The organism is Rhodococcus sp. NPDC047139, assembly GCF_040643435.1.
Lineage (GTDB): Bacteria > Actinomycetota > Actinomycetes > Mycobacteriales > Mycobacteriaceae > Rhodococcus.
This window is the reverse complement of record NZ_JBEYUH010000012.1, coordinates 78,880-101,862: the sequence shown is the minus strand read 5'-3', so window position 1 is coordinate 101,862 and position 22,983 is coordinate 78,880. Positions and strand designations below refer to the sequence as shown.

The 22,983-nt window shown below is 66.9% G+C and carries 21 protein-coding genes, 1 tRNA gene and 1 other RNA gene; 14 read left to right on the top strand and 9 right to left on the bottom strand.

Going from position 1 to position 22,983, the window contains the following annotated elements; translation table 11 throughout:
* The first annotated feature begins 45 nt into the window (after positions 1-45).
* Both ABZ789_RS16300 and ABZ789_RS16295 read left to right on the top strand, forming a co-directional pair.
* Positions 46-270, top strand: coding sequence for a hypothetical protein (locus ABZ789_RS16300; RefSeq protein ID WP_358425400.1), 225 nt, complete (start codon positions 46-48; stop codon positions 268-270).
* 158 nt (positions 271-428) lie between these two features.
* Positions 429-707 carry a WhiB family transcriptional regulator gene (locus tag ABZ789_RS16295; RefSeq protein WP_358425398.1) on the top strand — a complete coding sequence of 93 codons (279 nt, stop codon included), beginning with the start codon at positions 429-431 and terminating at the stop codon, positions 705-707.
* A gap of 19 nt (positions 708-726) precedes the next feature.
* On the opposite strand, the gene ABZ789_RS16290 is transcribed toward ABZ789_RS16295, so the two are convergent.
* The 3 genes from ABZ789_RS16290 to ABZ789_RS16280 all read right to left on the bottom strand — a co-directional run bounded on the left by ABZ789_RS16290 (position 727) and on the right by ABZ789_RS16280 (position 4,473).
* Entirely contained in the window at positions 727-2,052 is a 1,326-nt protein-coding gene (locus tag ABZ789_RS16290) for an AarF/UbiB family protein (protein ID WP_358425501.1), read from the bottom strand.
* Positions 2,049-2,933 (bottom strand): hypothetical protein, encoded by an 885-nt coding sequence (locus tag ABZ789_RS16285; protein WP_358425396.1) that lies wholly within the window; start codon positions 2,931-2,933, stop codon positions 2,049-2,051. The genes ABZ789_RS16290 and ABZ789_RS16285 overlap by 4 nt, the downstream gene beginning before the upstream one ends.
* A gap of 94 nt (positions 2,934-3,027) precedes the next feature.
* Complete coding sequence (locus ABZ789_RS16280; protein ID WP_358425394.1) at positions 3,028-4,473, bottom strand: zinc-dependent metalloprotease; 1,446 nt, start codon at positions 4,471-4,473, stop codon at positions 3,028-3,030.
* Positions 4,474-4,560: 87 nt separating this feature from the next.
* Between ABZ789_RS16280 and ABZ789_RS16275 the strand changes: the two genes are divergently transcribed.
* The gene (locus ABZ789_RS16275; RefSeq protein WP_358425392.1) at positions 4,561-5,586 is read left to right on the top strand and encodes a PDZ domain-containing protein; all 1,026 of its coding nucleotides are present in this window, start codon (positions 4,561-4,563) and stop codon (positions 5,584-5,586) included.
* A 21-nt stretch (positions 5,587-5,607) separates the two neighbouring features.
* Here the strand turns inward: ABZ789_RS16275 and ABZ789_RS16270 are convergent, their stop codons facing one another.
* Positions 5,608-6,210 (bottom strand): PPA1309 family protein, encoded by a 603-nt coding sequence (locus tag ABZ789_RS16270; protein ID WP_358425390.1) that lies wholly within the window; start codon positions 6,208-6,210, stop codon positions 5,608-5,610.
* 192 nt (positions 6,211-6,402) lie between these two features.
* On the opposite strand from ABZ789_RS16270, the gene ABZ789_RS16265 reads away from it, so the two are divergent.
* Positions 6,403-9,420, top strand: a complete 3,018-nt coding sequence (locus ABZ789_RS16265) for a UPF0182 family protein (protein ID WP_358425388.1) — start codon at positions 6,403-6,405, stop codon at positions 9,418-9,420.
* Positions 9,421-9,495: 75 nt separating this feature from the next.
* Here the strand turns inward: ABZ789_RS16265 and ABZ789_RS16260 are convergent, their stop codons facing one another.
* Positions 9,496-9,999 carry a transglycosylase family protein gene (locus tag ABZ789_RS16260; protein WP_358425386.1) on the bottom strand — a complete coding sequence of 168 codons (504 nt, stop codon included), beginning with the start codon at positions 9,997-9,999 and terminating at the stop codon, positions 9,496-9,498.
* Between the two features lie 459 nt (positions 10,000-10,458).
* Here ABZ789_RS16260 and ABZ789_RS16255 point away from each other — a divergent pair.
* Positions 10,459-10,535: transfer RNA gene (locus ABZ789_RS16255), tRNA-Met, on the top strand.
* Between the two features lie 67 nt (positions 10,536-10,602).
* Here ABZ789_RS16255 and ABZ789_RS16250 read toward each other — a convergent pair.
* The 4 genes from ABZ789_RS16250 to hisN form a co-directional block, all read right to left on the bottom strand.
* Positions 10,603-12,300 (bottom strand): acyl-CoA synthetase, encoded by a 1,698-nt coding sequence (locus ABZ789_RS16250; protein ID WP_358425384.1) that lies wholly within the window; start codon positions 12,298-12,300, stop codon positions 10,603-10,605.
* A gap of 200 nt (positions 12,301-12,500) precedes the next feature.
* A complete protein-coding gene (locus ABZ789_RS16245) occupies positions 12,501-13,715 on the bottom strand; it encodes an acyl-CoA dehydrogenase family protein (protein ID WP_358425382.1) in 1,215 nt (404 codons plus the stop codon).
* A 28-nt stretch (positions 13,716-13,743) separates the two neighbouring features.
* The gene (locus ABZ789_RS16240) at positions 13,744-15,138 is read right to left on the bottom strand and encodes an acyl-CoA dehydrogenase family protein (RefSeq protein ID WP_358425380.1); all 1,395 of its coding nucleotides are present in this window, start codon (positions 15,136-15,138) and stop codon (positions 13,744-13,746) included.
* A gap of 102 nt (positions 15,139-15,240) precedes the next feature.
* Positions 15,241-16,026 (bottom strand): histidinol-phosphatase, encoded by a 786-nt coding sequence (hisN, locus tag ABZ789_RS16235; RefSeq protein WP_358425378.1) that lies wholly within the window; start codon positions 16,024-16,026, stop codon positions 15,241-15,243.
* A gap of 87 nt (positions 16,027-16,113) precedes the next feature.
* On the opposite strand from hisN, the gene prfB reads away from it, so the two are divergent.
* From prfB to ssrA, 9 genes are all read left to right on the top strand, one after another.
* Entirely contained in the window at positions 16,114-17,232 is a 1,119-nt protein-coding gene (prfB, locus tag ABZ789_RS16230) for a peptide chain release factor 2 (protein WP_358425376.1), read from the top strand.
* A gap of 30 nt (positions 17,233-17,262) precedes the next feature.
* A complete protein-coding gene (locus tag ABZ789_RS16225) occupies positions 17,263-18,141 on the top strand; it encodes a mechanosensitive ion channel family protein (RefSeq protein ID WP_358425498.1) in 879 nt (292 codons plus the stop codon).
* Positions 18,138-18,614: a hypothetical protein gene (locus ABZ789_RS16220; protein WP_358425374.1), complete on the top strand. Its 477-nt coding sequence runs from the start codon at positions 18,138-18,140 to the stop codon at positions 18,612-18,614. The genes ABZ789_RS16225 and ABZ789_RS16220 overlap by 4 nt, the downstream gene beginning before the upstream one ends.
* Before the next feature lie 31 nt (positions 18,615-18,645).
* A complete protein-coding gene (gene ftsE, locus ABZ789_RS16215; RefSeq protein ID WP_358425372.1) occupies positions 18,646-19,335 on the top strand; it encodes a cell division ATP-binding protein FtsE in 690 nt (229 codons plus the stop codon).
* Positions 19,336-19,382: 47 nt separating this feature from the next.
* Positions 19,383-20,288: a permease-like cell division protein FtsX gene (ftsX, locus tag ABZ789_RS16210; RefSeq protein WP_358425370.1), complete on the top strand. Its 906-nt coding sequence runs from the start codon at positions 19,383-19,385 to the stop codon at positions 20,286-20,288.
* A gap of 69 nt (positions 20,289-20,357) precedes the next feature.
* Positions 20,358-20,834 carry an SsrA-binding protein SmpB gene (gene smpB, locus ABZ789_RS16205; RefSeq protein ID WP_358425368.1) on the top strand — a complete coding sequence of 159 codons (477 nt, stop codon included), beginning with the start codon at positions 20,358-20,360 and terminating at the stop codon, positions 20,832-20,834.
* Positions 20,831-21,688, top strand: a complete 858-nt coding sequence (locus ABZ789_RS16200) for a DMT family transporter (protein WP_358425495.1) — start codon at positions 20,831-20,833, stop codon at positions 21,686-21,688. Before smpB ends, ABZ789_RS16200 begins: the two co-directional genes overlap by 4 nt.
* A 105-nt stretch (positions 21,689-21,793) precedes the next feature.
* Entirely contained in the window at positions 21,794-22,216 is a 423-nt protein-coding gene (locus tag ABZ789_RS16195) for a TIGR03667 family PPOX class F420-dependent oxidoreductase (protein ID WP_358425366.1), read from the top strand.
* A 114-nt stretch (positions 22,217-22,330) separates the two neighbouring features.
* Positions 22,331-22,699: a transfer-messenger RNA gene (gene ssrA / locus ABZ789_RS16190) on the top strand.
* The last annotated feature ends 284 nt before the right edge of the window (positions 22,700-22,983 follow it).

Genomic DNA, 22,983 nt, shown 5'->3' with positions numbered 1-22,983 from the left:
AAATCAGTTGTGCCGAATGTGTCCGCGAATCTAGGCTGGATGACGATGTCACGGGAGACGGCCCGTGCGCGACGAGAAAGTGAGGTGGCCCCGATGCTCGGCTTCGACGTCTTTGCAGCGGCAGTGGCCCCTCGGCTCGCACCGGTCGTCGCTACCTCCCGCGCCGCCACACCTGTGGCTGTCGCAGCAGCAGTCGCGCCGCGTGCACGCCGTCGTGCCGCCGCCGTCTCGTCCGTGGCCGGAAGTCGTTCCGGGAGTATCCCCCGGTAGACCTTTCGTCTCCTCCAGGCCACGGACCCCGCCCAGCGGACTGTGGCCTTTCTCGTTCTCCGGCCGGGTTCGCATCGCCTTCGAACGAATCAGCAAAAGGAGCTCACGTGCCGAGCGAAAACCTGTCGAGCCTGTCGGAACATAGGAACGGAGACGAGGTGAGCCGTAACGACGGGATCGTCCTGCCGTGCCACGACAACGACCCCGACCTGTGGTTCTCCGAAACCCCGGCGGATCTCGAGCATGCCAAGACACTGTGTGCGGGCTGCCCGGTACGGGCCCGGTGTCTCGATGCCGCTCTCGCACGGGAGGAGCCGTGGGGTGTCTGGGGTGGGGAGATCATCGACCGCGGTAGCGTCGTCGCCCGCAAGCGCCCTCGGGGCCGACCCCGCAAACAAGCGGTTCCCGAACCTCCCAAGGAACTCGTCTGCGTGTGAAATCGGTTGCCCGGCTTCGTCACTTCTCGACGAAGCCGGGTAGCCATTCGCTCAGGATGCGCATATAGGGCGCCTCGGCATCGAGCTGCGCGCAGATCCCCACCGACCCCAGCAGCACGCGGAAGACGCTCGCGTATTCGGGCGGCAGATTCAGGGTGCGGGCTGTCCGGAACGTCGAACTCGTGAAATCCGTGGCCGTGCCCGCCACCCGCTGCAGCCATGCGCGGGTGAAGTGGAAGGACTCGGTGTGGATCGGATCGGTGAACGGTCTCAGGTAGTCGGCGATCTCCTCGTCGGTGACCGTGCGCCCGGGTAGAACGAACTTGTTGTCGTAGAGGAGCCGGGTGAGTTCGTCGAAGCGCTCGTCCACGGCGAGGCGGACCATCCGGCCGAGCACGGGCGGGAAACCGTCGGGCATCGCCGCCGCGGCACCGAAATCGATCACACCGAGGCGACCGTCGTCGACAAGCATGAAATTGCCCGGATGCGGGTCGCTGTGGAGCAGACCGGCGCGCGCGGGTGAACAGAAATGGAACTCCGCGAGCAGCGCGCCGGCCCGGTTGCGCTGCTCACGCGTGCCGCCGGCGATGATTGCCGACAGGGGAGTCGCCGAAAGCCATTCTGTCACCATGACTTTCGGTGAGCTGGCGACGACGCGCGGGATGAGGAACTTGTCGTCCCCGGCGAAGGCCTTCGCGAATGCCCGCTGGTTCTCGGCTTCGATCCGGTAGTCGAGTTCTTCCTCGGTGCGGGCGGAGAGTTCGTCGAGCAGCGCGCGCACATCGGCGCCGGGCATCATCGTCGCGAACAGTCCGGCGAACCGCGACAATGTGCGCAGATCGGCGCGCAATGCCTCGTCGGCCCCCGGATACTGCACCTTCACCGCAACTTCGCGCCCGTCCGACCACACCGCCCGGTGCACCTGCCCGATACTCGCCGAGGCGACGGGTACATCGTCGAACGACTCGAACCGCTCGCGCCACTTGGTGCCGAGCTGCTGGTCGAGAACCCGATGCACGGCCTTGGCCGGCAGGGGAGGGGCCTCGGCCTGAAGTTTGGTCAACGCTTCCCGATACGGCTCGGCAAATTCCTCCGGTACGGCGGCTTCCATCACGCTCAGGGCCTGCCCGAACTTCATGGCGCCGCCCTTGAGTTCGCCCAGCACGCTGAACAGTTGCTCGGCAGCCTTGGCCGTCATCTCGGCGTCGATCTCCTGCCGGTCTCCGCCGGCAAGTCGACGACCGAAACCGACGGCAGCGCGCCCGGCGATTCCCAACGGAATACTCGCGAGCTTGGCGGTGCGGGACGAGCTTCTGCGAGGGATCTCTGGCACGCCCCCCATCATGCCTGACAGATGGAGGTCGTGGCCGAGCAGTCGCATCGGGGATGACGGTCCCACCGCCGGGTGACGATGCGGTGAGTACGCAGATCGAGCTCGAACGTGCGGTCGACGGCGGGAGAGACGGACGGATCGGCCGAGAGGAACGCCTCGATCTGGCAGACGGCTACCGCAGCGGTCGCCGACGTCACGGCGCGACCCGCGTGGCCCTGCCGTCCGTACAGTTGGCTCGCCAACCGCGGCCAGGACGGATCGAGGTCGGTCCGCACGAGATCCGCGCAGCGCAGGCAGCTGCTGCGTCCCGGAAGCACGAACGGTCCCACCACACCGCGCCCGTCCCTGATCCGCACCACGAGATGGGGAAGGCCTGCCCGCATCAGCGCGCGAACGAGGTGAGGATCCGGCACCTGCCGGTCGGCGAGGACGACACAGTCGGCTGCACTCGCCGGATCACCGCCGTAGGGCGAGCGCACCCAGCGCACATCCCACAAGGGCAGGTCGTCGACGATGGCGGCGGCGAGCGGCCCGGAACCGTGGACCCGTACCCGTCGTGTGCGCGTCGGCTCGATGGTGGAGCCCGGGACCCGCCGGACCGCACCCGTCGCGGTGAGTTCGTCGAGCAACACCCGGACCGGATCCGGCGGCAGTCCACGCAGCGAGGCGGCCTCGACCACCTCGTCGTCGGTGAGTCGGCCGTCGAGCAGCCGGACGAGCACACCGACATCGAACGCGTCCATACCGTCGGGCGGAACGACGACCGTCGAGGTGTCGGGTCCCCAACCGAGCTGGATCGCGCCGTCCGATCGTTCGAGCACGGCAAGTTCGGGATCGATGCGGAGAACGAAGTCCTCGGACGGTGGCGAGGGCGGGATGGGGGCGGTGATCACGCACACAGCCTGACAGCGCCGACACCGGCCCAACGCGTTGTCGGGGGAGTTGTCCACAGGGTGGAGCGCAACCCGCCCCGGGGGCGAGCCCGGTCTACGAGGTGCTGCCGCCCTCGGGGTGTTCCTCGTCCGGCCCGTCTTCGGCGGCTTTGTCGCGCTCGGCCTTCTCGCGTTCCATGGTCGCCTGCAGCTGGGCGATCGGATCCTCGAACGCTCCGGTTCCGCCCCCGATCACCCTGTCCACGAAGGATGCCGGGTTGTCGAGATCGGACGAGTCCGGCAGCAGATCGGGGTGTGCCCACACGTGGTCGCGGGCCTCGGTGCCGGCGTCGGTGGTCAGGCGCCGCCACAGTGCCGCAGCCTCGCGAACCTTCCGGGGGCGGAGTTCGAGGCCGACGAGTGTGGCGAAGGTCTGCTCCGCGGGTCCTCCCGTCGCGCGGCGACGTCGCAGCGTCTCGGTCAGCGCAGAGGCACCCGGAAGCCGCTCGCCGAGGGCGTCGGCCACGACCGTCTCGACCCAGCCTTCGACGAGCGCGAGCATCGTCTCGAGCCGTTCGAGCGCGGCCTTCTGCTCCGGGGTGGTCTGCGGTTCGAACGCCCCCTGCTTGAGGATCTCCTCGAGCTTGGACGGATCGGCGAGTGCCGACGGATCGAGGCCCTGCGCGAGATCTTCGATCGACGACATGTCCATGCGGATCCCGCGTGCGTATTCCTCGACGGTCGCGAGCACCCGCTGACGCAACCAGGGCACGTGGCTGTAGAGGCGCTGGTGCGCGGCCTCGCGGGCGGCGAGGAAGACGAGTACCTCTTGGGCGGGCTGCTCGAGGCCTTCCCCGAAGCTCTCGATCGCGGCCGGGAGCAGCGCGGCCGTACCTTCCGGGCCGAGCGGGATGCCGATGTCGGTGGAGGTGAGCACTTCCTTCGACAGCTGTCCGAGTGCCTGGCCGAGCTGGGAGCCGAAGGCGACCCCACCCATCTGGGAGAACATGCCCATCATCGGGCCGGCCATCGCGCGGGCCTCCTCGGGAAGGCCGCTCAGCATCATGCCGTTGACCTGCTCGGCGATCGGGTCGCACAGGCGCTTCCACGTCTCGAGCGTGTTGTCGAGCCAGTCGACGGGCGTCCACGCAACCGCCTTCGACGCACCCGCGGGCAGCGTGGTGGCCGCGTCGAGCCACAGCTCCGCGAGACGTGCGGCGTCGGCCACCGCGTCGGCCGTGCGCGGAGAAACCGGAGTGACGGACCCGATCTGCTGGCGTGCGAGCTTGGTGGCGATCTCGTAGTTGACCGGTCCCGAACCACCGCCGGAGCCCATGGCGCTGCCCATACCTGCGAGCATCTGGCCGAACTGGCTGAGCATCTGACCGAACTGCGCGGGATCGAAGCCCTGACCGCCGAACGGGTTGTCGTTACCTCCGCTGCCGGGGAGTCCGAATCCGAACGGCATACCGCCACCGGCGCTGCCGCTGCCGGAACCCTCGTCCTTCCTGCGGTCGGGGTCGTCGTCGGGATTCGAGAATCCGAAGGGCGTGTCGCTCATACATCCAACGGTACAAGGCATGCAGGCGGGGGATCGGCATCGTGGTCACGCTGACGGCGAACAAGGCCCGACCGCTACCCTGGCCGGGTGAATCGTCGCTTCGTCCTGCCGCTCGCGCTGGTGTTCCCGATCCTGCTCATCGTGATCGTGGCGTTCAACGTCCGGGCACCGTACGTCGCGCTCGGTCCCGGTCCCATCTTCGACACGCTCGGGGAGATCGACGGCACACCGGTTGTCGCACTCGACGGCATCGAATCGGACGAGACCGAGGGCAGCCTGTACATGACGACGGTCGGGGTGACCGACAATCTCACCTTGGCCCAGGCGGTCACCGCCTGGCTCAGCGGACGGTACGGCGTCGCCCCGCGCGAACAGGTCTATCCGCCGGACAGGAGCAAAGAGGAGGTGCAGGCCGTCGACCAGGCGCAGTTCGCACAATCCGAGCGTTCTGCCGAGCTCGCGGCCCTGCACTATCTGGACCTGCCGGTGACCCTGCGAATCGCCGAGGTGGGCGAGGATGCTCCTGCCGCGGGGGTTCTCGAGACGGGTGACCGGATCGTCGCCATCGGCGGAGAACCGATGAGTACGGCCGGCCAGGTGCAGCGCGCGGTGGGAGAGATACCACCCGGCGAGTCGGTGGAGGTCCGCGTCCTGCGCGGCGACGCCGAGGAGTCGCTCGACGTCACAGTCGGTGCCCGGCCCGGCGAGCCGGACAAGGGTTTCCTGGGTATCGCGACCGAGGAGGTGCCCGAGGTGCCGTTCGGGGTCACCTTCAATCTGGCCGACATCGGCGGCCCGTCGGCGGGCCTGATGTTCAGCCTCGCGGTGGTGGACAAGCTCAGCCCGGGCCTTCTCAACGGCGGACTGGACGTCGCAGGCACCGGCACGATCGATTCCGACGGAATCGTCGGCCCGATCGGGGGCATCACCCACAAGCTCACCGCGGCCTCGGAAGACGGCGCGACCGTCTTCCTGGTTCCTGCGGACAACTGCGCGGAGGCGCTGAGCGGCGCACCCGACGGGGTGCAGCTCGTCAAGGTGGAAACCCTCGAGGGCGCGATCGACTCCCTCCGTGCGATCGCCGAGGGACAGGACGCCCCCACCTGCGGCTGAGCCCCCGATCCGGGGATGCCTTCAGTCGTCGTCGCTCGCCTCGAGCGTGGCGTACAGCGCCGCCACCAGGTGGGGAGCGAGATTGTCGTAGGTCCGCAGCTCGGCCCCTGCGAACGGATCGTCGTCGTCGAGCGGACGCAACTGGAGGATCGAGAGCGACGGCCCGTCGCGCAGCACCGCCGAGATCAACCGCGCAGCGCGCCGCTCGGGATGGCTGTTCGCCGCGAGGCGTGCTGCCTCGTCCGCCGCGTGTGCATCGGCGAGCAGCGGGGCGAACGCATCGTCGAGTTCGTTCTCCGCGCTCGGCGGCAGCACGACGACCTCCTGCACGAGGGCGCAGCCGGCCACCGACCCGGGCCAGGTGGTTGTGGCGAGGAACTCTTCGAGCGCGGGACTGCCGCCCTCGACGTCGTCAGGAAACGCCTCCTGGGCGATCGGGGTGTACTCGTGCCCCTCGTCGAGCTGGTCGGCGAGGTTCGGTTCGGCGGCTGCGAGCAGCACGGTCGGCACGAGCGCGAACATCACGGGAGGGCGGTCCCAACCCTCCGCATCCACGAAATCGATGATCTCGTGGACCGCGCGCGCGAGTGCTTGTTCGGAAGGGACGGGAAGAGGTTGGTTCACCGGCCTATCCTGGCACCTGTACGCGGGTGTGCGTGGGCGGACCCGCGTCACGTGACCCCCCGTACGCGGATTCCGTAGAGTGGGGCGAAACGGTCACTCCGCGACAACGAGGCGTGTTCGCACGCGTTCGTCCAGCGCGAGATGTACAGATGCGGTGCGTTCGCGCCGCCGGAAGAGTTGGGAGCGTGGCACGTGGGCATGAGGCCCCCCACCGGAGTACCTACATTGTCGAGGCGGAGCAGAGTTCTGCTGATCCTTGCAGTCGTGGCCGCAGTGCTGCTCCTGCTCGGACCGCGGTTGGTGGATACCTACACCAACTGGCTCTGGTTCGGCGAAGTGGACTTCCGGGGCGTTTACGTCAAAGTTCTCCTGACCCGGATAGTGCTCTTCCTGGTGGTCGGGTTGTTCGTCGGTGGCGTGGTGTGGTTGGCGATGCTGCTCGCCTACCGTTCGCGGCCGGTCTTCGTACCGACGACGGGCCCCAACGATCCGGTGGCGAGATACCGCACCACCGTGATGACCCGGATGCGTGCCTTCGGGATCGGTATCCCGGTCGTGCTCGGTGCCCTGTCGGGCCTCGTCGCCCAGGCCGGCTGGGTGACCGTGCAGATGTTCTTCAACGGTGGCGATTTCGGCACCACCGATCCGCAGTTCGGCCTCGACGTCGGGTTCTATGCCTTCGACCTGCCGTTCTACCGGTTCCTGCTCAACTGGTTCTTCGTCGCGATCGTGCTCGGGTTCATTGCGAACCTGATCACGCACTACATCTTCGGGGGCATCCGTCTCGCGGGTCGCGGCGGCAGCATTTCGACCGCAGCGCGTGTGCAGCTCGCCGTCCTCGCGGGCCTCTTCGTGGCCTTCAAGGCGGTCGCCTACTGGCTCGATCGCTACGAACTGCTGTGGAGCAGCCGCAAGGAACCGACCTTCACCGGTGGCGGCTTCACGGACATCAACGCAGTCCTGCCGGCCAAGCTCATCCTCCTGGCGATCGCCGTCATCTGCGCGATCGCGTTCTTCGCCGCGATCTTCCTGCGCGACCTGCGGATCCCCGCACTTGCGACGGCCCTGCTCGTGCTGTCGTCGATCCTCGTCGGTGCGGTCTACCCGCTCATGGTCGAGCAGTTCTCGGTCCGCCCGAACGCTGCCGACAAGGAAAGCGAGTACATCGAGCGCAACATCGCCGCGACGCGCGAGGCGTACGGCATCACCGACGAGAAGGTCTCGTACGAGGACTACCCGGGAGTGGGAACCACTTCTCCCGAGAACATCCCGGCCGACATCACGACGATCGCCAACGCGCGACTGCTCGACCCGAACGTGCTTCCCCGCACGTTCACGCAGCAGACCCAGCTGAAGAACTTCTACGGCTACCCGGAGTCGCTCGACATCGACCGCTACGACATCGACGGTCGCATGGAGGACTACATCGTCGCGGCGCGTGAGCTCTCGCCCACGAGCCTGACCGGCAACCAGACCGACTGGATCAACCGCCACACCGTGTACACGCACGGCAACGGGCTCGTCGCTGCTCCCGCCAACCGGGTCAACGCCGCAGCGAGTGCGTCGGCGGAGGAAGCGGCGAACAGCAACAGCGGCTACCCGGTCTACTTCGTGAGCGACCTCGCGTCGCTCGCAGCCGAGAACCAGGTGATCCCGGTCGAGCAGCCTCGCATCTACTTCGGCGAGGTCATCGCAGAGGCCGATCCGGATTATGCGATCGTCGGCAACAGCGGCGACTCGTCCGGTCCGCGCGAATACGACACCGACACCGAGAAGTACACCTACACCGGTGCCGGTGGCGTGGACATCGGCAACTGGTTCAATCGCCTTGCTTTCGCCGCCAAGTACGGCGAGCGCAACATCCTGTTCTCGAGCGCCATCGGCAGCGACTCGAAGATTTTGTTCAACCGCGATCCGCGCGAGCGTGTGACCAAGGTCGCGCCGTGGCTGACCGCTGACGGCGACGCATATCCGGCGGCGATCGACGGGCGAATCGTGTGGATCGTCGACGCGTACACCACGCTCGACTACTACCCCTACGCGCAGCGTTCCTCCCTCGAGGGGCTCGTCGAGGACAGCATCGACCAGAACACCGGCCGGTTGCTGCCCCGCAAGGAGGTTTCCTACATCCGCAATTCGGTCAAGGCGACGGTCGACGCGTACGACGGCACCGTCACGCTCTATCAGGTCGACGATCAGGACCCGGTCCTGAAGGCGTGGATGGGCGTGTTCCCCGATGCGGTAACTCCGCAGGACCAGATCTCCGACGAACTGCGTGCCCACTTCCGGTACCCGGAGGATCTGTTCAAGGTCCAGCGCGAGATGCTCGCGAAGTACCACGTCGACGACCCGCGCGAGTTCTTCACGAACAACGCGTTCTGGTCGGTGCCCGCCGATCCCACCGTCGACACCAGCGCGAATCAGCCGCCCTACTACTTGCTGACGGGCGACCGTGAAACCGCTGATCCCCGGTTCCGCCTGACCTCGGCGATGGTGGGCTACAACCGGCAGTTCTTGTCGGCGTACATCTCGGTCGAATCCGATCCGGAGAATTACGGGCAGTTCACAATCCTGCAGCTGCCCACGGACACGCAGACCTTCGGTCCCGAGCAGACGCAGAACGCGATGATCTCGGATACCCGAGTGGCGTCCGAACGCACCCTGCTCGAGCGGTCGAACCGGATTCAGTACGGCAACCTGCTCACCTTGCCGATCGCCGACGGGGGCATCCTGTACGTCCAGCCGATGTACACCGAACGCAACGCGACGGCGGGTAGTACGTCGACCTTCCCGCAGCTCTCACGCGTGCTCGTCAGTTACCGCGAGCCGGGTGCGAGCGGAGGCGTGCGGATCGGCTACGCGCCCACCCTCGCCGGAGCGCTCGACCAGGTCTTCGGCCCCGGTGTCGGTGACGCGGCGACCGCGCCGGGTGGCGAGGCACTGCCCACCGCGGAGGTCGATGACCAGACCCGTGGCGAGGTGCCCGGCGAGGGCACGGTGGAAGGCAACCAGCCGGCCGGACCGCAGGAAGAGCGGCCGGAGACCCCGGCAACGCCCGCGCCTGCCAACCGGGAGGCCGCCATCGCAGAACTCGACTCGGCGCTCGCGGAGCTGTCCGACGCTCAGACCAGCGGCGATTTCGAAGCCTACGGCCGAGCGCTACGGCGGGTGCAGCAGGCGGTCGACGCCTACGAGTCGACCGGAGGCTGACCCCGGACGATCGACGCGACGAAGGCCCGCGGTGCACCGCGGGCCTTCGTCGTATCCGGGAGGTGGTGTCTGCGCTCAGCGGCCGGCGAGCGCGATGTCGACGATCTGCGTGAACTCGGCGCCGACACCGTAGTGATGGGCGAGCTGGCTCGCGATGTCGACGGCCTGGGTGACGTCGGACGGCAGTTCCGGGACAGCCGGTGCGACCGGTGCAGGTGCCGGAGCCGCCGGAGCGGGAGCTGGTTCGGTGGTCAGGTACTGCCCGCAGACAGGCCATGCGCCCGGGCCCTGTGTTTGCAGGGTGTTCTCCGCGACGCGGATCTGCTCTGCCTTCGACGCCTGGTGCGGCATGCCGCTACCGCCGTTGGCCTGCCAGGTGCTCGGTGAGAACTGCAGACCGCCGTAGTAGCCGTTGCCGGTGTCGGTCGACCAGTTGCCGCCGCTCTCGCACTGAGCGACAGCATCCCAGTTGTGCGGGGCAGCATTGGCGGTGCCGGTGGCCAGTGCGAACGGAACGGCGGTCAGAGCGCCGGCGGCGAGAACGGTGCGAAACGCACGCGTGCTGAAGATCTTGCTCATGTGATGGAGATCCTTCCCGCGCTCGCGGGCGCGACGGCCATCGGCGATCCGGCCTGACGGCTCGTGGATCGTGGGCGTCGAGGTCGCGTCCCTGCCCCTCGGGTCTTCGTAGGCACCGGACCCCGCGGGGCAGAATCGTGCGGCGACGGGCCGGTGGTGGCTCGGCGGTTTCGAGCCGGGACCGACAGTACAAAGCGTCCGGACGACCGTCATCTCGTCCCGGCCACGACCGTCCGTCCATCCTGTGAGACGAAGTTGGAGGAAATCTGCTGCTCAGGGTCGCCGTTGCACGGCTCGATACAAGATCGTTACAGGTCCGTTATGTGTTTAGTGTCATGTGTGAAATGTGCACTGGGTCACGTCCGGGCGGCGTGTGGGCGAGGCGGCGAAGTCGGTCCAGGAGACGAGGCGAAGGGATTTGCTTTCCTTTTCCACGCTCGTGTACGTTCATTCATGCAACGCGGGGTGGAGCAGCTCGGTAGCTCGCTGGGCTCATAACCCAGAGGTCGCAGGTTCAAATCCTGTCCCCGCTACCACCACGAAGGCCGGTCGTCTCGGACGACCGGCCTTCGTTCGTTTCGGGGCAGTTCCGCCCCGCCGCCTCTACAGGGCGGTGTATTCGCTTTCGGGGTCCTCCGGCACATCCATCTCCACGAGCACGCGGCGCAACAACTTACCTGTCGCGTTGCGCGGAAGTTCCTCGAGGAAGACCACCTCGCGGGGGACCTTGTACCGGGCGAGATTGGACTTCACGAACTTCTTGATGTCCTCGGCGTCGCGGGCCGATTCGGGTGAGGGGACCACGAACGCCCTCAGTCGCTGGCCGAATTCCGAATCCGGTACTCCCACTACAGCGGCATCGAGCACGTCCTCGCGTTCGGCGAGCAGATTCTCGACCTCGAGTGGGTAGACGTTCTCCCCGCCGGAGACGATCATGTCGTCGTCGCGTCCGTCGACGAACAACCTGCCGTTCTCGTCCCAGTGCCCGATATCGCCGATCGACAGCATTCCGTCGATGCGTTCCTTGTCGCGGCCGTCGGTGTATCCGGAGAACGACAGTCCGCTCGAGACGAAGATGCGACCGGGAACGTGCGGTTCGGTGATGCGGTTGCCGTTCTCGTCGAAGAGCACCACCCGGCACGTCACGGGAGGGCGGCCCGCCGTGCCCGGCGACTGCCGGATGTCCTCGGGAGTCGCGACCGTTGCCACGGCACACTCGGTGGACCCGTAGAGATTGTGCAACACGTGCCCGAACGCTTCCGTCGTGCGCCGACAGACGTCGGGCGACAGGGACGAACCCGCGGAGAAGATGATCTTCAGACTCGACGTGTCGTACTCGGCGATCTTCTCCGGTCCGAGATCCAGGATTCGCTGCAGCATGGTGGGAACGACGACGAGAACGTTCGCCCCGTGCTGTTCCACGAGGCTCAGGGTGTCGATCGGGGAGAACCGCCGCATCATCACCACGGTCTGCCCGAGCGCGAGCGCGAGCGCGAACTGCGACACACCGGTGCCGTGAAAGGCCGGGGCAGCCATCAGCATCGTCTGCCCTGGCCGCAGGGGGACCCGGTCGAGGAACTGGGCGGACGCGAACGGCGAGGTGCGACCTCGTGGAGCGCCCTTGGGAGTGCCGGTGGTACCGCTGGTCAGCAACACGAAGCCCCCGAAGACCTCGGGGGCGGGCAGCGACGAACCGTCGACCCCTTCGATGACCGATTCGAGCGTCGGAATACCGGGGACCTCGTCGTCCACCCACGAGACGTAGCGGCGCACTTCGTCGGGAAGCGTCGCAGCGAGGTCGACGAACTCGCTGTCGAAAACGAACGTCGTGACCTGCTCGCGTGCGGCGACGTCCACGAGCTGCCGCGCCGCGAAACCGGTGTTCATCATCACGAGCCGCACACCGAGTTTGGCCGTGGCGAGCATCGTCGACACGAGTCCGCGGTGATTGCGGGCCATGATGCCCATGACCGATCCCGGCTCGATTCCGTCGCGCTGCCACGCCCGCACCAGGGCGTTCGAGCGGGCCTCGAGTTCCTTGTAGGTGACGTCGCCGGCCTCGTCGATCACCGCGACCGCGTCGAGACCTCGCTCGGCCTGGGCGTGCACGGCTCCTGCGAAGGGGCCGTACTTGTTGGCCGCGATGATCGTCGCGATGCTGTGGTCCACGCGTGGGAAGTGGAGCAGGCCCGCACGATGCAGCACCGCGAGTGAACCGACGGCGTCCTTGACCTGGGCGATCGTGTCGTCGAACGTGGTCCGCGCCCCGGTGATCCTGCCGAGAATGTCCTGACCGAGCATCCGTCCCCCTAGCTGTATGTGCGTCAGCACACACAGTAGCGGTGACCTATCTCACATTCCAGGCGTCGTGATCGAAGCGGTAAACCCTCGCCGCACGTGCGGCGAGGGTTCATCCCCCGATGGGTCCTCCGATGCGCCCGGCGCGTCCGCCGACCCGGCCCCATCCGCCGGGTCGTGCTCGCGAACTCCTGACCCGAGTGCTACTTCAATTCGGAGGACGACTTGCCGAGCACCCGTCGAGCGACGATGAGCTGCTGGATCTGCTGGGTGCCCTCGAAGATGTCGAGAATCTTGGAATCGCGCGCCCACTTCTCGAGCAGAGGTCGCTGCGAGTATCCGTATGTTCCGGCCAGTTCGACGGCCTTGAGCGAAACGGCGGTGCCGGTGCGACCCGCCTTGGCCTTGGAGACCGAGGCCTCGAGCGAGTTGGGCTTCTTGTTGTCGGCCATCCACGTCGCGCGCAACGCGAGAAGGTAGGCCGCCTCCCAATCCGCCTCGAGTGCCAAGAACTCGGCGGCTGCGGCGTGCTGGTTGTTCGCGGGGATGTCGTAGGAGACCTCGACACCGGCGTCCTTCAGGATTGCACGCAGTTCCTCGAGGACGGCGCGACCGAGACCCACGGCCATGCCGGCGACGATCGGGCGGGTGTTGTCGAAGGTCTGCATGACCCCCGCGAAACCCTTCTCGGTGTTCACCTCGGGCGAGCCCAGGATGTTGTCCTTGGGAATCCGGCAGTTGTCGAGCACCAGGACGGCGGTGTCGGACGCCTTGATGCCGAGCTTCTTCTCGAGGCGGGCGACCGACAGGCCGGGAGCCTCGCGCGGTACGACGAACGACTTGATTGCGGCCCGGCCCTTCGACTTGTCGACGGTCGCCCACACGACGATGTGCGTGGAACGCTCACCGGCCGTCACGAAGATCTTCTCGCCGTTGAGAACCCACTCGTCGCCGTCGAGCACGGCGGTCGTCGTCACTGCCGCGGAATCGGATCCGAAGCCGGGCTCGGTGATCGCCATGGAGGCCCACACCTTGCCGAATCGTTCGAGCTGTTCGTCGGTGGCGACCGCGGCGATCGCCGAGTTGCCGAGCCCCTGATAGGGGATGGACAAGGTCAGGCCCACATCGCCCCAGCACGTCTCGATCACGTTGAGGAGGCCGGCCATGTTGCCCCCGTTGGCATTTCCTGCCCGCTCGTCCTGCTTCGCCTTGGCGTCGCGGCCGAGTGACGCTCCCGCGGCGCCCTGGCCGGAGTCGTTGAGTCCCTCGACCATTGCGGCCATCGTGTCGAGCTCGACCGGGTACTCGTGTTCGGCCAGGTCGTACTTGCGGGAGACCGGCCGGAAGATCTGTGCAGCGACCTGATGGGCCTGGTTCGCGGAAGCCTTGAGCTTCCTGGGCAGTTCGAGATTGATCATCACAGGTTCCTTGTTCGGGTCGGGCCGATCAGACGAGGACGACGCCCTCGGCGACGCCGATTGCTCGCAGGTCGCGGTACCAACGCTCGACGGGATGTTCCTTGGTGTATCCGTGGCCGCCGAGCAGCTGGACGCCGTCGAGGCCGAACTGCATACCCTTGTCGGTGGCGAGCTTGCGGGCGAGGGCCGCCTCGCGGGCGAACGACAGACCCTGTTCGGCACGCGATGCACCGCGGAGAGTGACCAGCCGGAGGCCGTCGAGCTCGATCTTGATGTTCGCCACCATGAATGCGACCGCCTGCCGGTGGCTGATCGGCTCGCCGAACGCTTCGCGCTCGTTCACATACGGGATCACGTAGTCGAGTACGGCCTGGCCGGTGCCCATCGCCAGCGACGCCCAGCCCAGACGCGACAACCGCACGGCGTCGGCGTACTGCTCGGCGCGTACTTCCGCGTCGTCGTCGCCGAGGCGCGCCGACTCCGGCACCGCGACGTCTTCGAGCAGCAGCCGACCGAGGCCGGCGGCGCGCAGGCCCATGCCCGGGTCGGCCTCGATGACCACACCCTTGCTCTTCGCCTCGACGAGGAAGAGGGACGGCTTACCGTCGAGTTCGGCTGCGACGACGAAGAGTTCGGCGCTGCCGGCGGCCGGCACGAACGACTTCACGCCGTTGAGCCGGTATCCGCTGGGGGAGCGCACTGCCTTGGTCTGCAGCGCGAAGGGATCGAACAGCGCGCGCGGCTCGGCGATCACGACGGAGGCCTGGGGGACGTCGTCCCCGGCGAAGGCCGGAAGGTAGGTCTTCTGCTGCTCCTCGGTGCCCCACTGGGTCAGCGCAACCGCCACCCCGCTCGGCGCGAGGATGGGCAGGGCCAGGCCCATATCGCCGTGGGCGAGGGCCTCGGCGACGAGCACGTTGGTCACCACACCGCGCTCGTCGGCGGCGCCGTCGAACGCCTCGGGGACGTTGACCATCGTGATGCCCAGTTCGGCGGCGCGTGCCAGCAGATCGGCCGGGGCTGCGGCCGCCTCGTCGGCGTCGTGCGCTGCGGGCCGGAGGATCTCCTCGGCGAACTCCCGCACCGTCTCGGTGATCATCTGCTGATCGTCGGTGGGGGTGAGGTCGAAGAAGTCCGAGTTCTTTGCGGTCGCGAGGCGCTGCGGACCTGCCGCGCCTCCCGACATCTTCTTGAAGGTGCGCGTCGCAGCACCGAGGGTCTTGAAGCCGGTCTTGGTGGACTGGTACGTGATCCGGTCGATCGTTTCGCGGATCTTGTAACGGTCCGCGAGCTCGGAGCCCGTGATCCGGGTGAGCACGCGCATGGCGGCGCCCATGGCGTCGCGTTTGATCGGATTGAGGCCGACGGCGGACGTGTCGCGAGGCGTGTGGCGGGCCACGCTGTCTTGCTTGCTCATGATCACCAGAAGTCTCTCGATGCGGGAGCGGACGGAACCCGATCTTACTTCTGAGTAAGGTGACTGTCTACTGCGCGGTAAGTTCCCCGGCGCGCCTCCCTGGCGACTTCAGGACAACCGAGACAGCACGTGCTCGTGCAGCCGCCCGTTGGTGGCCACGGCGCTGCCACCGTGCGGGCCGTCCGCGCCCTCGAGATTCGTGAACCGGCCACCCGCCTCGCGGATCAGAATGTCCAGTGCGGCCAGATCCCACAGCGACACCTCCGGTTCGAGCGCGATATCGACCGTTCCCTCGGCGAGAAGGCAATAGGAGAAGAAGTCGCCGTAGGCACGGACCCGCCATACCTCGTCCGTCAGGGCGATGAAGCGGTCCCGGATTCCACGCTCGTGCCAGCCGGTCAGGCTCGAGAAGCTCAGCGAAGCCGACGCCGGGTCGGTCACCTCCGACACCGTGATTCGACGGGCCTCCTCGTCGTTGTGCGAGACCCACGCCCCCGCGCCTGCGGCTGCCCACCAACGGCGGTCGAGGGCGGGAGCGCTCACGACACCGACCACGGGGACACCATCCTCGAGCAGGGAGATCAGGCTCGCCCAGACCGGCACCCCCCTCACGAAGTTCTTGGTGCCGTCGATGGGGTCGACCACCCACTGCCGTCCACGGAAGATCGCGTCGCCCCCGAACTCCTCGCCGAGCACCGCGTCCTCGGGGCGCCGCGCCTCGAGTTCGGTCCGCAGCGCGCGCTCGGTCGCGAGATCCGCGTCCGACACCGGGCTCAGATCCGGCTTGTCGTCGACCTTGAGATCCAGCGCTCCGAATCGATCGCGGGTGATCGAGTCCGCCAGGTTCGCGAGCCGGAGGGCGAGGTCGAGGTCTGCGCTGTAGTCGGTGGTCATGGGGGAAACGCTAGTCGTCGCGACCGGTGGCCGAGTAGCTTGCCGCCCACGGCAGGGCCGTTCGGCGCTCCGGTAGCCTGTTGAATCGTGCATCCCGATGTTTCCGCAGCCCTGGCCGAGCTCGACACGACCCTCCGCACTGTGGAGACGGTCCTCGACGTCGAGGAGCTGCGGCGACGGATCGACGAACTCGAGCACCAGGCCGCAGATCCCGAGCTGTGGAACGACCAGGAGCATGCTCAGAAGGTCACCAGTGAGCTCTCGCACGCGCAGGGTGAGTTGCGCCGGGTGGAGGGGCTGCGTCAGCGGCTCGAGGACCTGCCGGTGCTGTACGAGCTTGCCGAGGACGAGGAAGGTGAGGCGCGTACGTCCGCGCTGGCCGACGCCGATTCCGAACGTGAGAGTCTGCGTACCGACATCGAGGCGATGGAGGTGCGCACGCTGCTCTCGGGCGAGTACGACCAGCGTGACGCGCTCGTCAACATCCGTGCCGGAGCCGGTGGCGTCGACGCCGCCGACTGGGCCGAGATGCTCATGCGGATGTACATCCGCTGGGCCGACAAGCACGGCTACGGCGTCGAGGTCTACGACACCTCGTACGCGGAGGAAGCAGGCATCAAGTCGGCCACCTTCACGATCAAGGCCCCGTACACCTACGGCACCCTCTCGGTCGAGATGGGAACGCACCGGCTCGTCCGTATCAGTCCGTTCGACAACCAGGGCCGTCGGCAGACGTCCTTCGCCGAGGTCGAGGTACTGCCGGTCGTGGAGACCACCGACCACATCGACATCGACGAGAACGACGTTCGCGTCGACGTCTACCGTTCGTCCGGGCCGGGTGGACAGTCGGTCAACACCACCGACTCCGCCGTGCGCCTGACCCACATCCCGACCGGTATCGTCGTGACCTGTCAGAACGAGAAGTCCCAGCTGCAGAACAAGGTCGCGGCCATGCGAGTGCTGCAGGCCAAGCTGCTCGAGCGCAAGCGCCAGGAGGAGCGCGCCGAGATGGATGCGCTCAAGGGCGACGGCGGCAGCTCGTGGGGCAACCAGATGCGGTCGTACGTGCTGCACCCGTATCAAATGGTCAAGGATCTGCGCACCGAATACGAAGTGAACAATCCGTCTGCGGTACTCGACGGCGACATCGACGGATTCCTCGAGGCAGGCATCCGCTGGCGTATGCGGGAAGAGCAGAAGTCGTGATCGGAAACAGGAGAGGGGCCTGTGCCGTTTCTGCCCGGAGCTAGACTGCTCGACTGGTTGTCGACGAGTGGGCTGCAGATCGCGCTCACCATCCTGGGCGCGGTTCTGGTCGCCCGGTTCGTCTCCTGGGTCGGCGGCCGCATCACCCGACGGATCGACGAGCGCTACAAGCAGTCCGACGACCTCGTGCGGTCCGAAGCGACGAAGCACCGTCACTCTGTCGCCCAGGTCGTCACGTGGATGGCGATCTCGTTCGTCTATATCGTCGCCACGCTGAAGGTCTTCGATTACCTCCAGCTGCCCATCGGCAGCCTGGTCGCGCCCGCGACCGTGCTCGGTGCGGCTCTGGGCTTCGGTGCCCAGCGGATCGTGCAGGACATCCTCGCCGGTTTCTTCATCATCACCGAACGGCAGTACGGCTTCGGTGACACCGTCCAGATCTCCGTGACGGGCGCGTCCGAGGACGCGATCGGCACTGTCGAGGACGTCACTCTGCGGGTCACCCGGGTGCGCAGCACGGCGGGCGAAGTGATCACCGTGCCCAACGGGCAGATCAACAAGGCCGTCAATCTGTCGAAGGACTGGGCGCGGGCGGTGGTGGACGTGCCGATCCCGGTCTCCGCCGACATCGCGAACGTCACGGAGATCCTGCGCGAGCTCGGGGTATCCGCCTACCAGGAACCGCGCCTGCGCGAACTACTGCTCGACGAGCCGAGCGTGATGGGTGTCGAGAGCCTCGAGGTTGATCAGCTCAGCGTCCGCATGGTCGCCCGCACCCTGCCGGGCAAGCAGTTCCAGGTGGGACGCCTGCTCCGCGCGCGGATCGCAGCTGCTCTTCGTCAGCAGGGCATCACGGTCACGCCGCAACTCGATACCGCCAGTGTCGTCGATCGTGTGGAGGCACAGTGAGCGAGCCCGAGCCCGAGACCGGGGCGACGCACCGCAGGCACATCCCGTCGCACCTGCTCGGTGGGCGGATCAGGACCACGACCTTCGCGCTGTGCAGCCTCTGGGTGGGGTTGTGGGTGCTCTACCAGTTCCTCAATCAGCCCGACGAGCCGCCCTCAGCGCCGTCGACCGCGGTGATCATCTCCGAGACCCCCTACGTGCCGTACGTGCCGCCCGCGACCACTCCTGCTCCGCAGCAGTCACCGTTCGCGACCACCGCCCCGTCCCCGTCGACCACCGTGCCGACAGCCCCGCCCCCGACGACGACGGTTCCGGCGCCTCGGCAAGGCCAGACCACGACGCAACAGGTTCCGACGACACCGACGCCCACTACGACGACCAGGCAGTTCCCGTTCGACCTGCCGACGATTCCGGGCCTTTCCGAGGAGCAGAACGGGACGGTTCCGGACGACACCGGGGCGCCGGCGCCATAGGTCACCGTCCGGTAACGGTTAGCATTGCCTGGTGATCCGGCTGGAGAATGTGTCCAAGTCCTACAAGACATCCACGAGACCCGCCCTCGAAGGGGTATCGGTCCACGTCGAGAAGGGTGAGTTCGTCTTCCTCATCGGCCCGTCCGGATCCGGGAAGTCGACCTTCCTCCGGCTGCTGCTGCGGGAGGAGAAGCCCACCACGGGCGACATCCACGTCGCCGACTTCCATGTCAACCGGCTCCCCGCGCGGCGCGTGCCGAAGCTGCGGCAGAGTCTCGGGTGCGTCTTCCAGGATTTTCGCCTGCTCCAGCGCAAGACGGTGGCCGAGAACATCTCGTTCGCCCTCGAGGTGATCGGCAAACCGCGTGCGGTCATCGAGCGCACGGTGCCGGAGGTTCTCGAGTTGGTGGGGCTGTCGGGCAAGGCCGACCGGCTGCCCGGGGAGTTGTCGGGTGGCGAGCAGCAGCGCGTCGCGATAGCGCGCGCCTTCGTCAATCGCCCGCTCGTGCTCATGGCCGACGAGCCGACCGGCAATCTCGACCCCGAGACCAGCCAGGACATCATGCTCCTGCTCGAACGCATCAACCGCACGGGCACGACGGTGCTCATGGCGACCCACGACCACCACATCGTCGATTCGATGCGCCGGCGGGTCGTCGAACTCGACCTCGGACGTGTCGTGCGCGACGAGGCCCGCGGCGTCTACGGCGTCGGCCGGTAGCGCCCGTCCTCGAGCATCCCCACCAGGCAACCGAAGGATCCCACTCGATGCGTGCCAGCTTCCTGTTCAGCGAGGTCACCACCGGCCTGCGCCGTAACCTCACCATGACCGTCGCGATGATCCTGACCACGGCGATCTCACTCGCACTCTTCGGTGCGGGTCTGCTCGTGGTCCAGATGGCAGGCAAGACCGAGCGGATCTTCCTCGACCGGGTCGAGGTGCAGGTCTTCCTGACCGAGGACATCTCCTCGCTGGATCCGGAGTGCGAGCAGGATCTGTGCGCCACCCTGCGCAGTGACCTGGAGAACACCGACGACGTGGTGTCGGTGCAGTATCTGAGCCGCGACGACGCGGTCGTCGATGCCACCGAACGTGTCTTCGCCGACCAGCCCGAGCTGGCCGAGTTGGTGAGCGCCGACAGCTTCCCCGCCTCCTTCAAGATCAAGATGTCCGATCCGGATCGTTTCGCGGCGATCCAGGAGGATTTCGGCACCCGGCCGGGGGTCGACAGTGTCCTCAACCAGCAGGACCTCGTCGAGCGTCTGTTCGGCGTGCTGGGCGGGATTCGCAACGGTGCATTTGCGATCGCAACCATCCAGGCGATCGCAGCAGTGCTCCTGATCGCCAACATGGTGCAGATCGCGGCCTTCACCCGTCGTACCGAGGTCGGCATCATGCGACTGGTCGGCGCGACACGCTGGTACACGCAGTTGCCCTTCCTGCTCGAAGCGGTGATCGCCGCGATCGTGGGTGCCGCACTCGCCATCGGCGGTCTGTTCGTGGCCAAGAGCATGTTCGTCGACGACATGCTCGTCGAGGTCTACGACGCGAACATCGTCGCGCGCATCACCGACAGCGACATCCTTCTGATCTCGCCGTTCCTGGTGCTCGTGGGTGTGGGAATGGCCGCGCTGACCTCGTACGTGACCCTGCGTTTGTACGTGCGTGAATAAGGTGTTGCGCGAGGTTCCTATGCTGGACGATGTTCTGTTCGACCGATCGTGGACCGGAAAGGCCTGCACGTGAAGGAAAAGGGCCGGAAGGTCATCGCGACCAACCGGAAAGCGCGCCACAACTACACCATCATCGACACCTACGAGGCGGGGATCGCGCTCGTCGGTACGGAGGTCAAGAGCCTGCGAGAAGGCAAGGCCTCCCTGGTCGACGCGTTCGCCACCGTCGACGACGGTGAGGTGTGGCTGCGCGGTCTGCACATTCCGGAGTACGGGCACGGCACGTGGACGAACCACGCTCCGCGACGCACCCGCAAACTGCTTCTGCACCGCCGGGAGATCGACGCGCTCGTCGGCAAGACCCGCGAGGGCAACCAGACCCTCGTCCCGTTGTCGATGTACTTCTCCGACGGCAAGGTCAAGGTCGAACTCGCGCTGGCCAAGGGTAAGCAGGACTACGACAAGCGTCAGGATCTCGCGCGTCGCACCGCCGAACGCGAGGTGACCCGCGAACTCGGCCGGCGCGTCAAGGGCATGAGCCGCTGATCGCGGTCGCGCTCGCGCTGGTCGCGGCGGTCGCCTACGGCGTGAGCGATTTCGCCGGTGGCGTCGCGTCCCGCCGCGCGAGCGCGCTCGGCGTCGTCGCCGTGACCTATCCCGTCTCCCTCGTCGTGTCGCTCACCGCAGCGCCGCTCGTAGGCGGTGACATCACCGCCGCCTCGCTGATGTGGGGTGCCGCGGCGGGCGTGGCCGGTGGTATCGCCGTCTGGTGGTTCTATCTGGCGCTCGCGATCGGGCCGATGTCGGTGGTCTCCCCGGTCACCGCGGTGCTCGTGGCCGGAATTCCTGTGCTCATCGGGATCACCCTGGGGGAGCGGCCGGGTCTGCTCGCCTATCTCGGCATCGTCGTCGCAGTGATCGCGGTGGCGCTGGTCAGCCGTGAATCCGACGAGACGGTGACGGGCGTCGGGCACCCACGCTTCACGGCGAGGGTCGCGTGGTGGACCGTCGGGTCGGGCATCGCCTTCGCGTTGTCGTTCGTGGCGCTCGGGCAGGTCGAGACGGGGACCGGGCTGTGGCCGCTCGCCGTGTCCCGCGCGACCGCCACCCTCGTGGTGTGGCTGGTGATCGCCGCATCGTGGCGCACGGTGGCCTGGTCGACCCGGTCCCTCCTGCCGATCCTGATCGGAATCGGGGTGATCGACGTCGTCGCGAACGGTGCGCTGATCTTCGCCTACCAGCACGGCATGCTCTCCTTGGTGAGCGTGATCGCAGCCCTGTATCCGGCGGTGACGGTCTTCCTCGCGGTGATCGTGCTCGGTGAGCGGGTGAGCCGGGTGAAACTGCTCGGGCTGGTTGCGGCGGGCATCGCCGTCGCCCTGGTCAGCGTGCCCGCCTGATCGGCGTCCGCCGCAGGGGAAGAACCCGCGAGCGGTGGGCGTTGGACCGGGTATCGCGGCATGCCCGTGATCGACGACCGAACCCGGAGAAAGTCGAGGACTTCCATGTCCGAAACCGTTCCTTCCGCGCTTTCCGTGCCCGAGGCAGTTCTGAAGCGGCTGGCCGACGAATCGGTGATCTGGTTGACCACGGTGGACCGTCGAGGCGGACCGGTCCCCACTCCGGTGTGGTTTCTGTGGTCCGACGCGTCGTTCCTGATCTTCTCGCAGCCTCATACGTCCAAGCTCGCCAACATCACCGCCCGGCCGCGGGTCGCCCTCAATCTGGAAGCCGACCGAGGCGGCGGGCACGTGGCGGTGTTCACCGGGACCGCTGCGATCGGTGAGAGTGTCGAGGACGACGAATGGGCCCGTTATGTCGGAAAGTACGAGGCGGGTATGCGTTCGCTCGATTACGGCCCGGAAACCTTCCGGGCCGACTATTCCGTTCCGCTGCGGGTGACCCCGCTCAGGTTCCGGGGCTGGTGACCGGCGGTGTGAGCAGGTTCATGGCAGGCCCGCGAATCGTTTCGAGAAATGGGAATGACATCGGACCGTCGGGTCGTTACAGTAGGTACTCCTGCGAAGTTCGCAGGAGCGTACGGGGCTGAACGGTTTCGACTGCGTACGTTGAGCAAGGGGAAGCGTGTCGGTGCAGGCAAGAGACCACCGTAAGCGTCGCTGCAACCAATTAAGCGCCGAGTCTACTCAGCGCGAGTACGCCCTCGCTGCCTAAGCGAGCGCGTCTCTGTCAGCCCGGGTTTGCTCTCGACCCGGATCCTGGCATCGACTAGAGAGCTCTACCGTGCGGCTCGGTCGCGGAGACGTACGGGACAGCAAACAGCGACTGGGATCGTCATCTCGTCTTGTTCGCGAGAACGGGAGATCCGAGTAGAGGCATAGCGGACTGCACACGGAGAAGCCCTCGCGAGGCGGCGGAGGACCCGGGTTCGATTCCCGGCAGCTCCACCATCGACCCGGGTAGGAGATCGGCATTCGATCACCTACCCGGGTTTCGTCGTTTCAGGGCGCCGGGACCCCGAAGGTGAGCCGGTCCGGATGTGCAAACGACAGTGCCCGCCGCGAGACTCGGGTGCGAGAGTTCTCGGCGACGGGCACGGTCACGCTGTCGGCCACGTAGCGCGTCGGTGACGGCTCCGGACAGCGGGACGAAACGAAGGATGTCCTCCCCGGCATTGCCTTCGTTCCGATCCTGAAATTACTGGGCATTTTGTCAGCCAACAACGTGACTTCGG

What these genes read in the sequence shown, in the direction of transcription:
- ABZ789_RS16280 (WP_358425394.1), bottom strand. Translation starts at nt 4,473, where the DNA reads ATGAGCGACACGCCCTTCGGATTCTCGAATCCCGACGACGACCCCGAC.
- ABZ789_RS16250 (WP_358425384.1), bottom strand. Translation starts at nt 12,300, where the DNA reads ATGCTCGGTCAGGACATTCTCGGCAGGATCACCGGGGCGCGGACCACG.
- ABZ789_RS16195 (WP_358425366.1), top strand. Translation starts at nt 21,794, where the DNA reads ATGTCCGAAACCGTTCCTTCCGCGCTTTCCGTGCCCGAGGCAGTTCTG.
- ABZ789_RS16260 (WP_358425386.1), bottom strand. Translation starts at nt 9,999, where the DNA reads ATGAGCAAGATCTTCAGCACGCGTGCGTTTCGCACCGTTCTCGCCGCC.
- ftsX (WP_358425370.1), top strand. Translation starts at nt 19,383, where the DNA reads ATGCGTGCCAGCTTCCTGTTCAGCGAGGTCACCACCGGCCTGCGCCGT.
- ABZ789_RS16300 (WP_358425400.1), top strand. Translation starts at nt 46, where the DNA reads ATGTCACGGGAGACGGCCCGTGCGCGACGAGAAAGTGAGGTGGCCCCG.
- hisN (WP_358425378.1), bottom strand. Translation starts at nt 16,026, where the DNA reads ATGACCACCGACTACAGCGCAGACCTCGACCTCGCCCTCCGGCTCGCG.
- ABZ789_RS16245 (WP_358425382.1), bottom strand. Translation starts at nt 13,715, where the DNA reads ATGATCAATCTCGAACTGCCCAGGAAGCTCAAGGCTTCCGCGAACCAG.
- ABZ789_RS16290 (WP_358425501.1), bottom strand. Translation starts at nt 2,052, where the DNA reads ATGATGGGGGGCGTGCCAGAGATCCCTCGCAGAAGCTCGTCCCGCACC.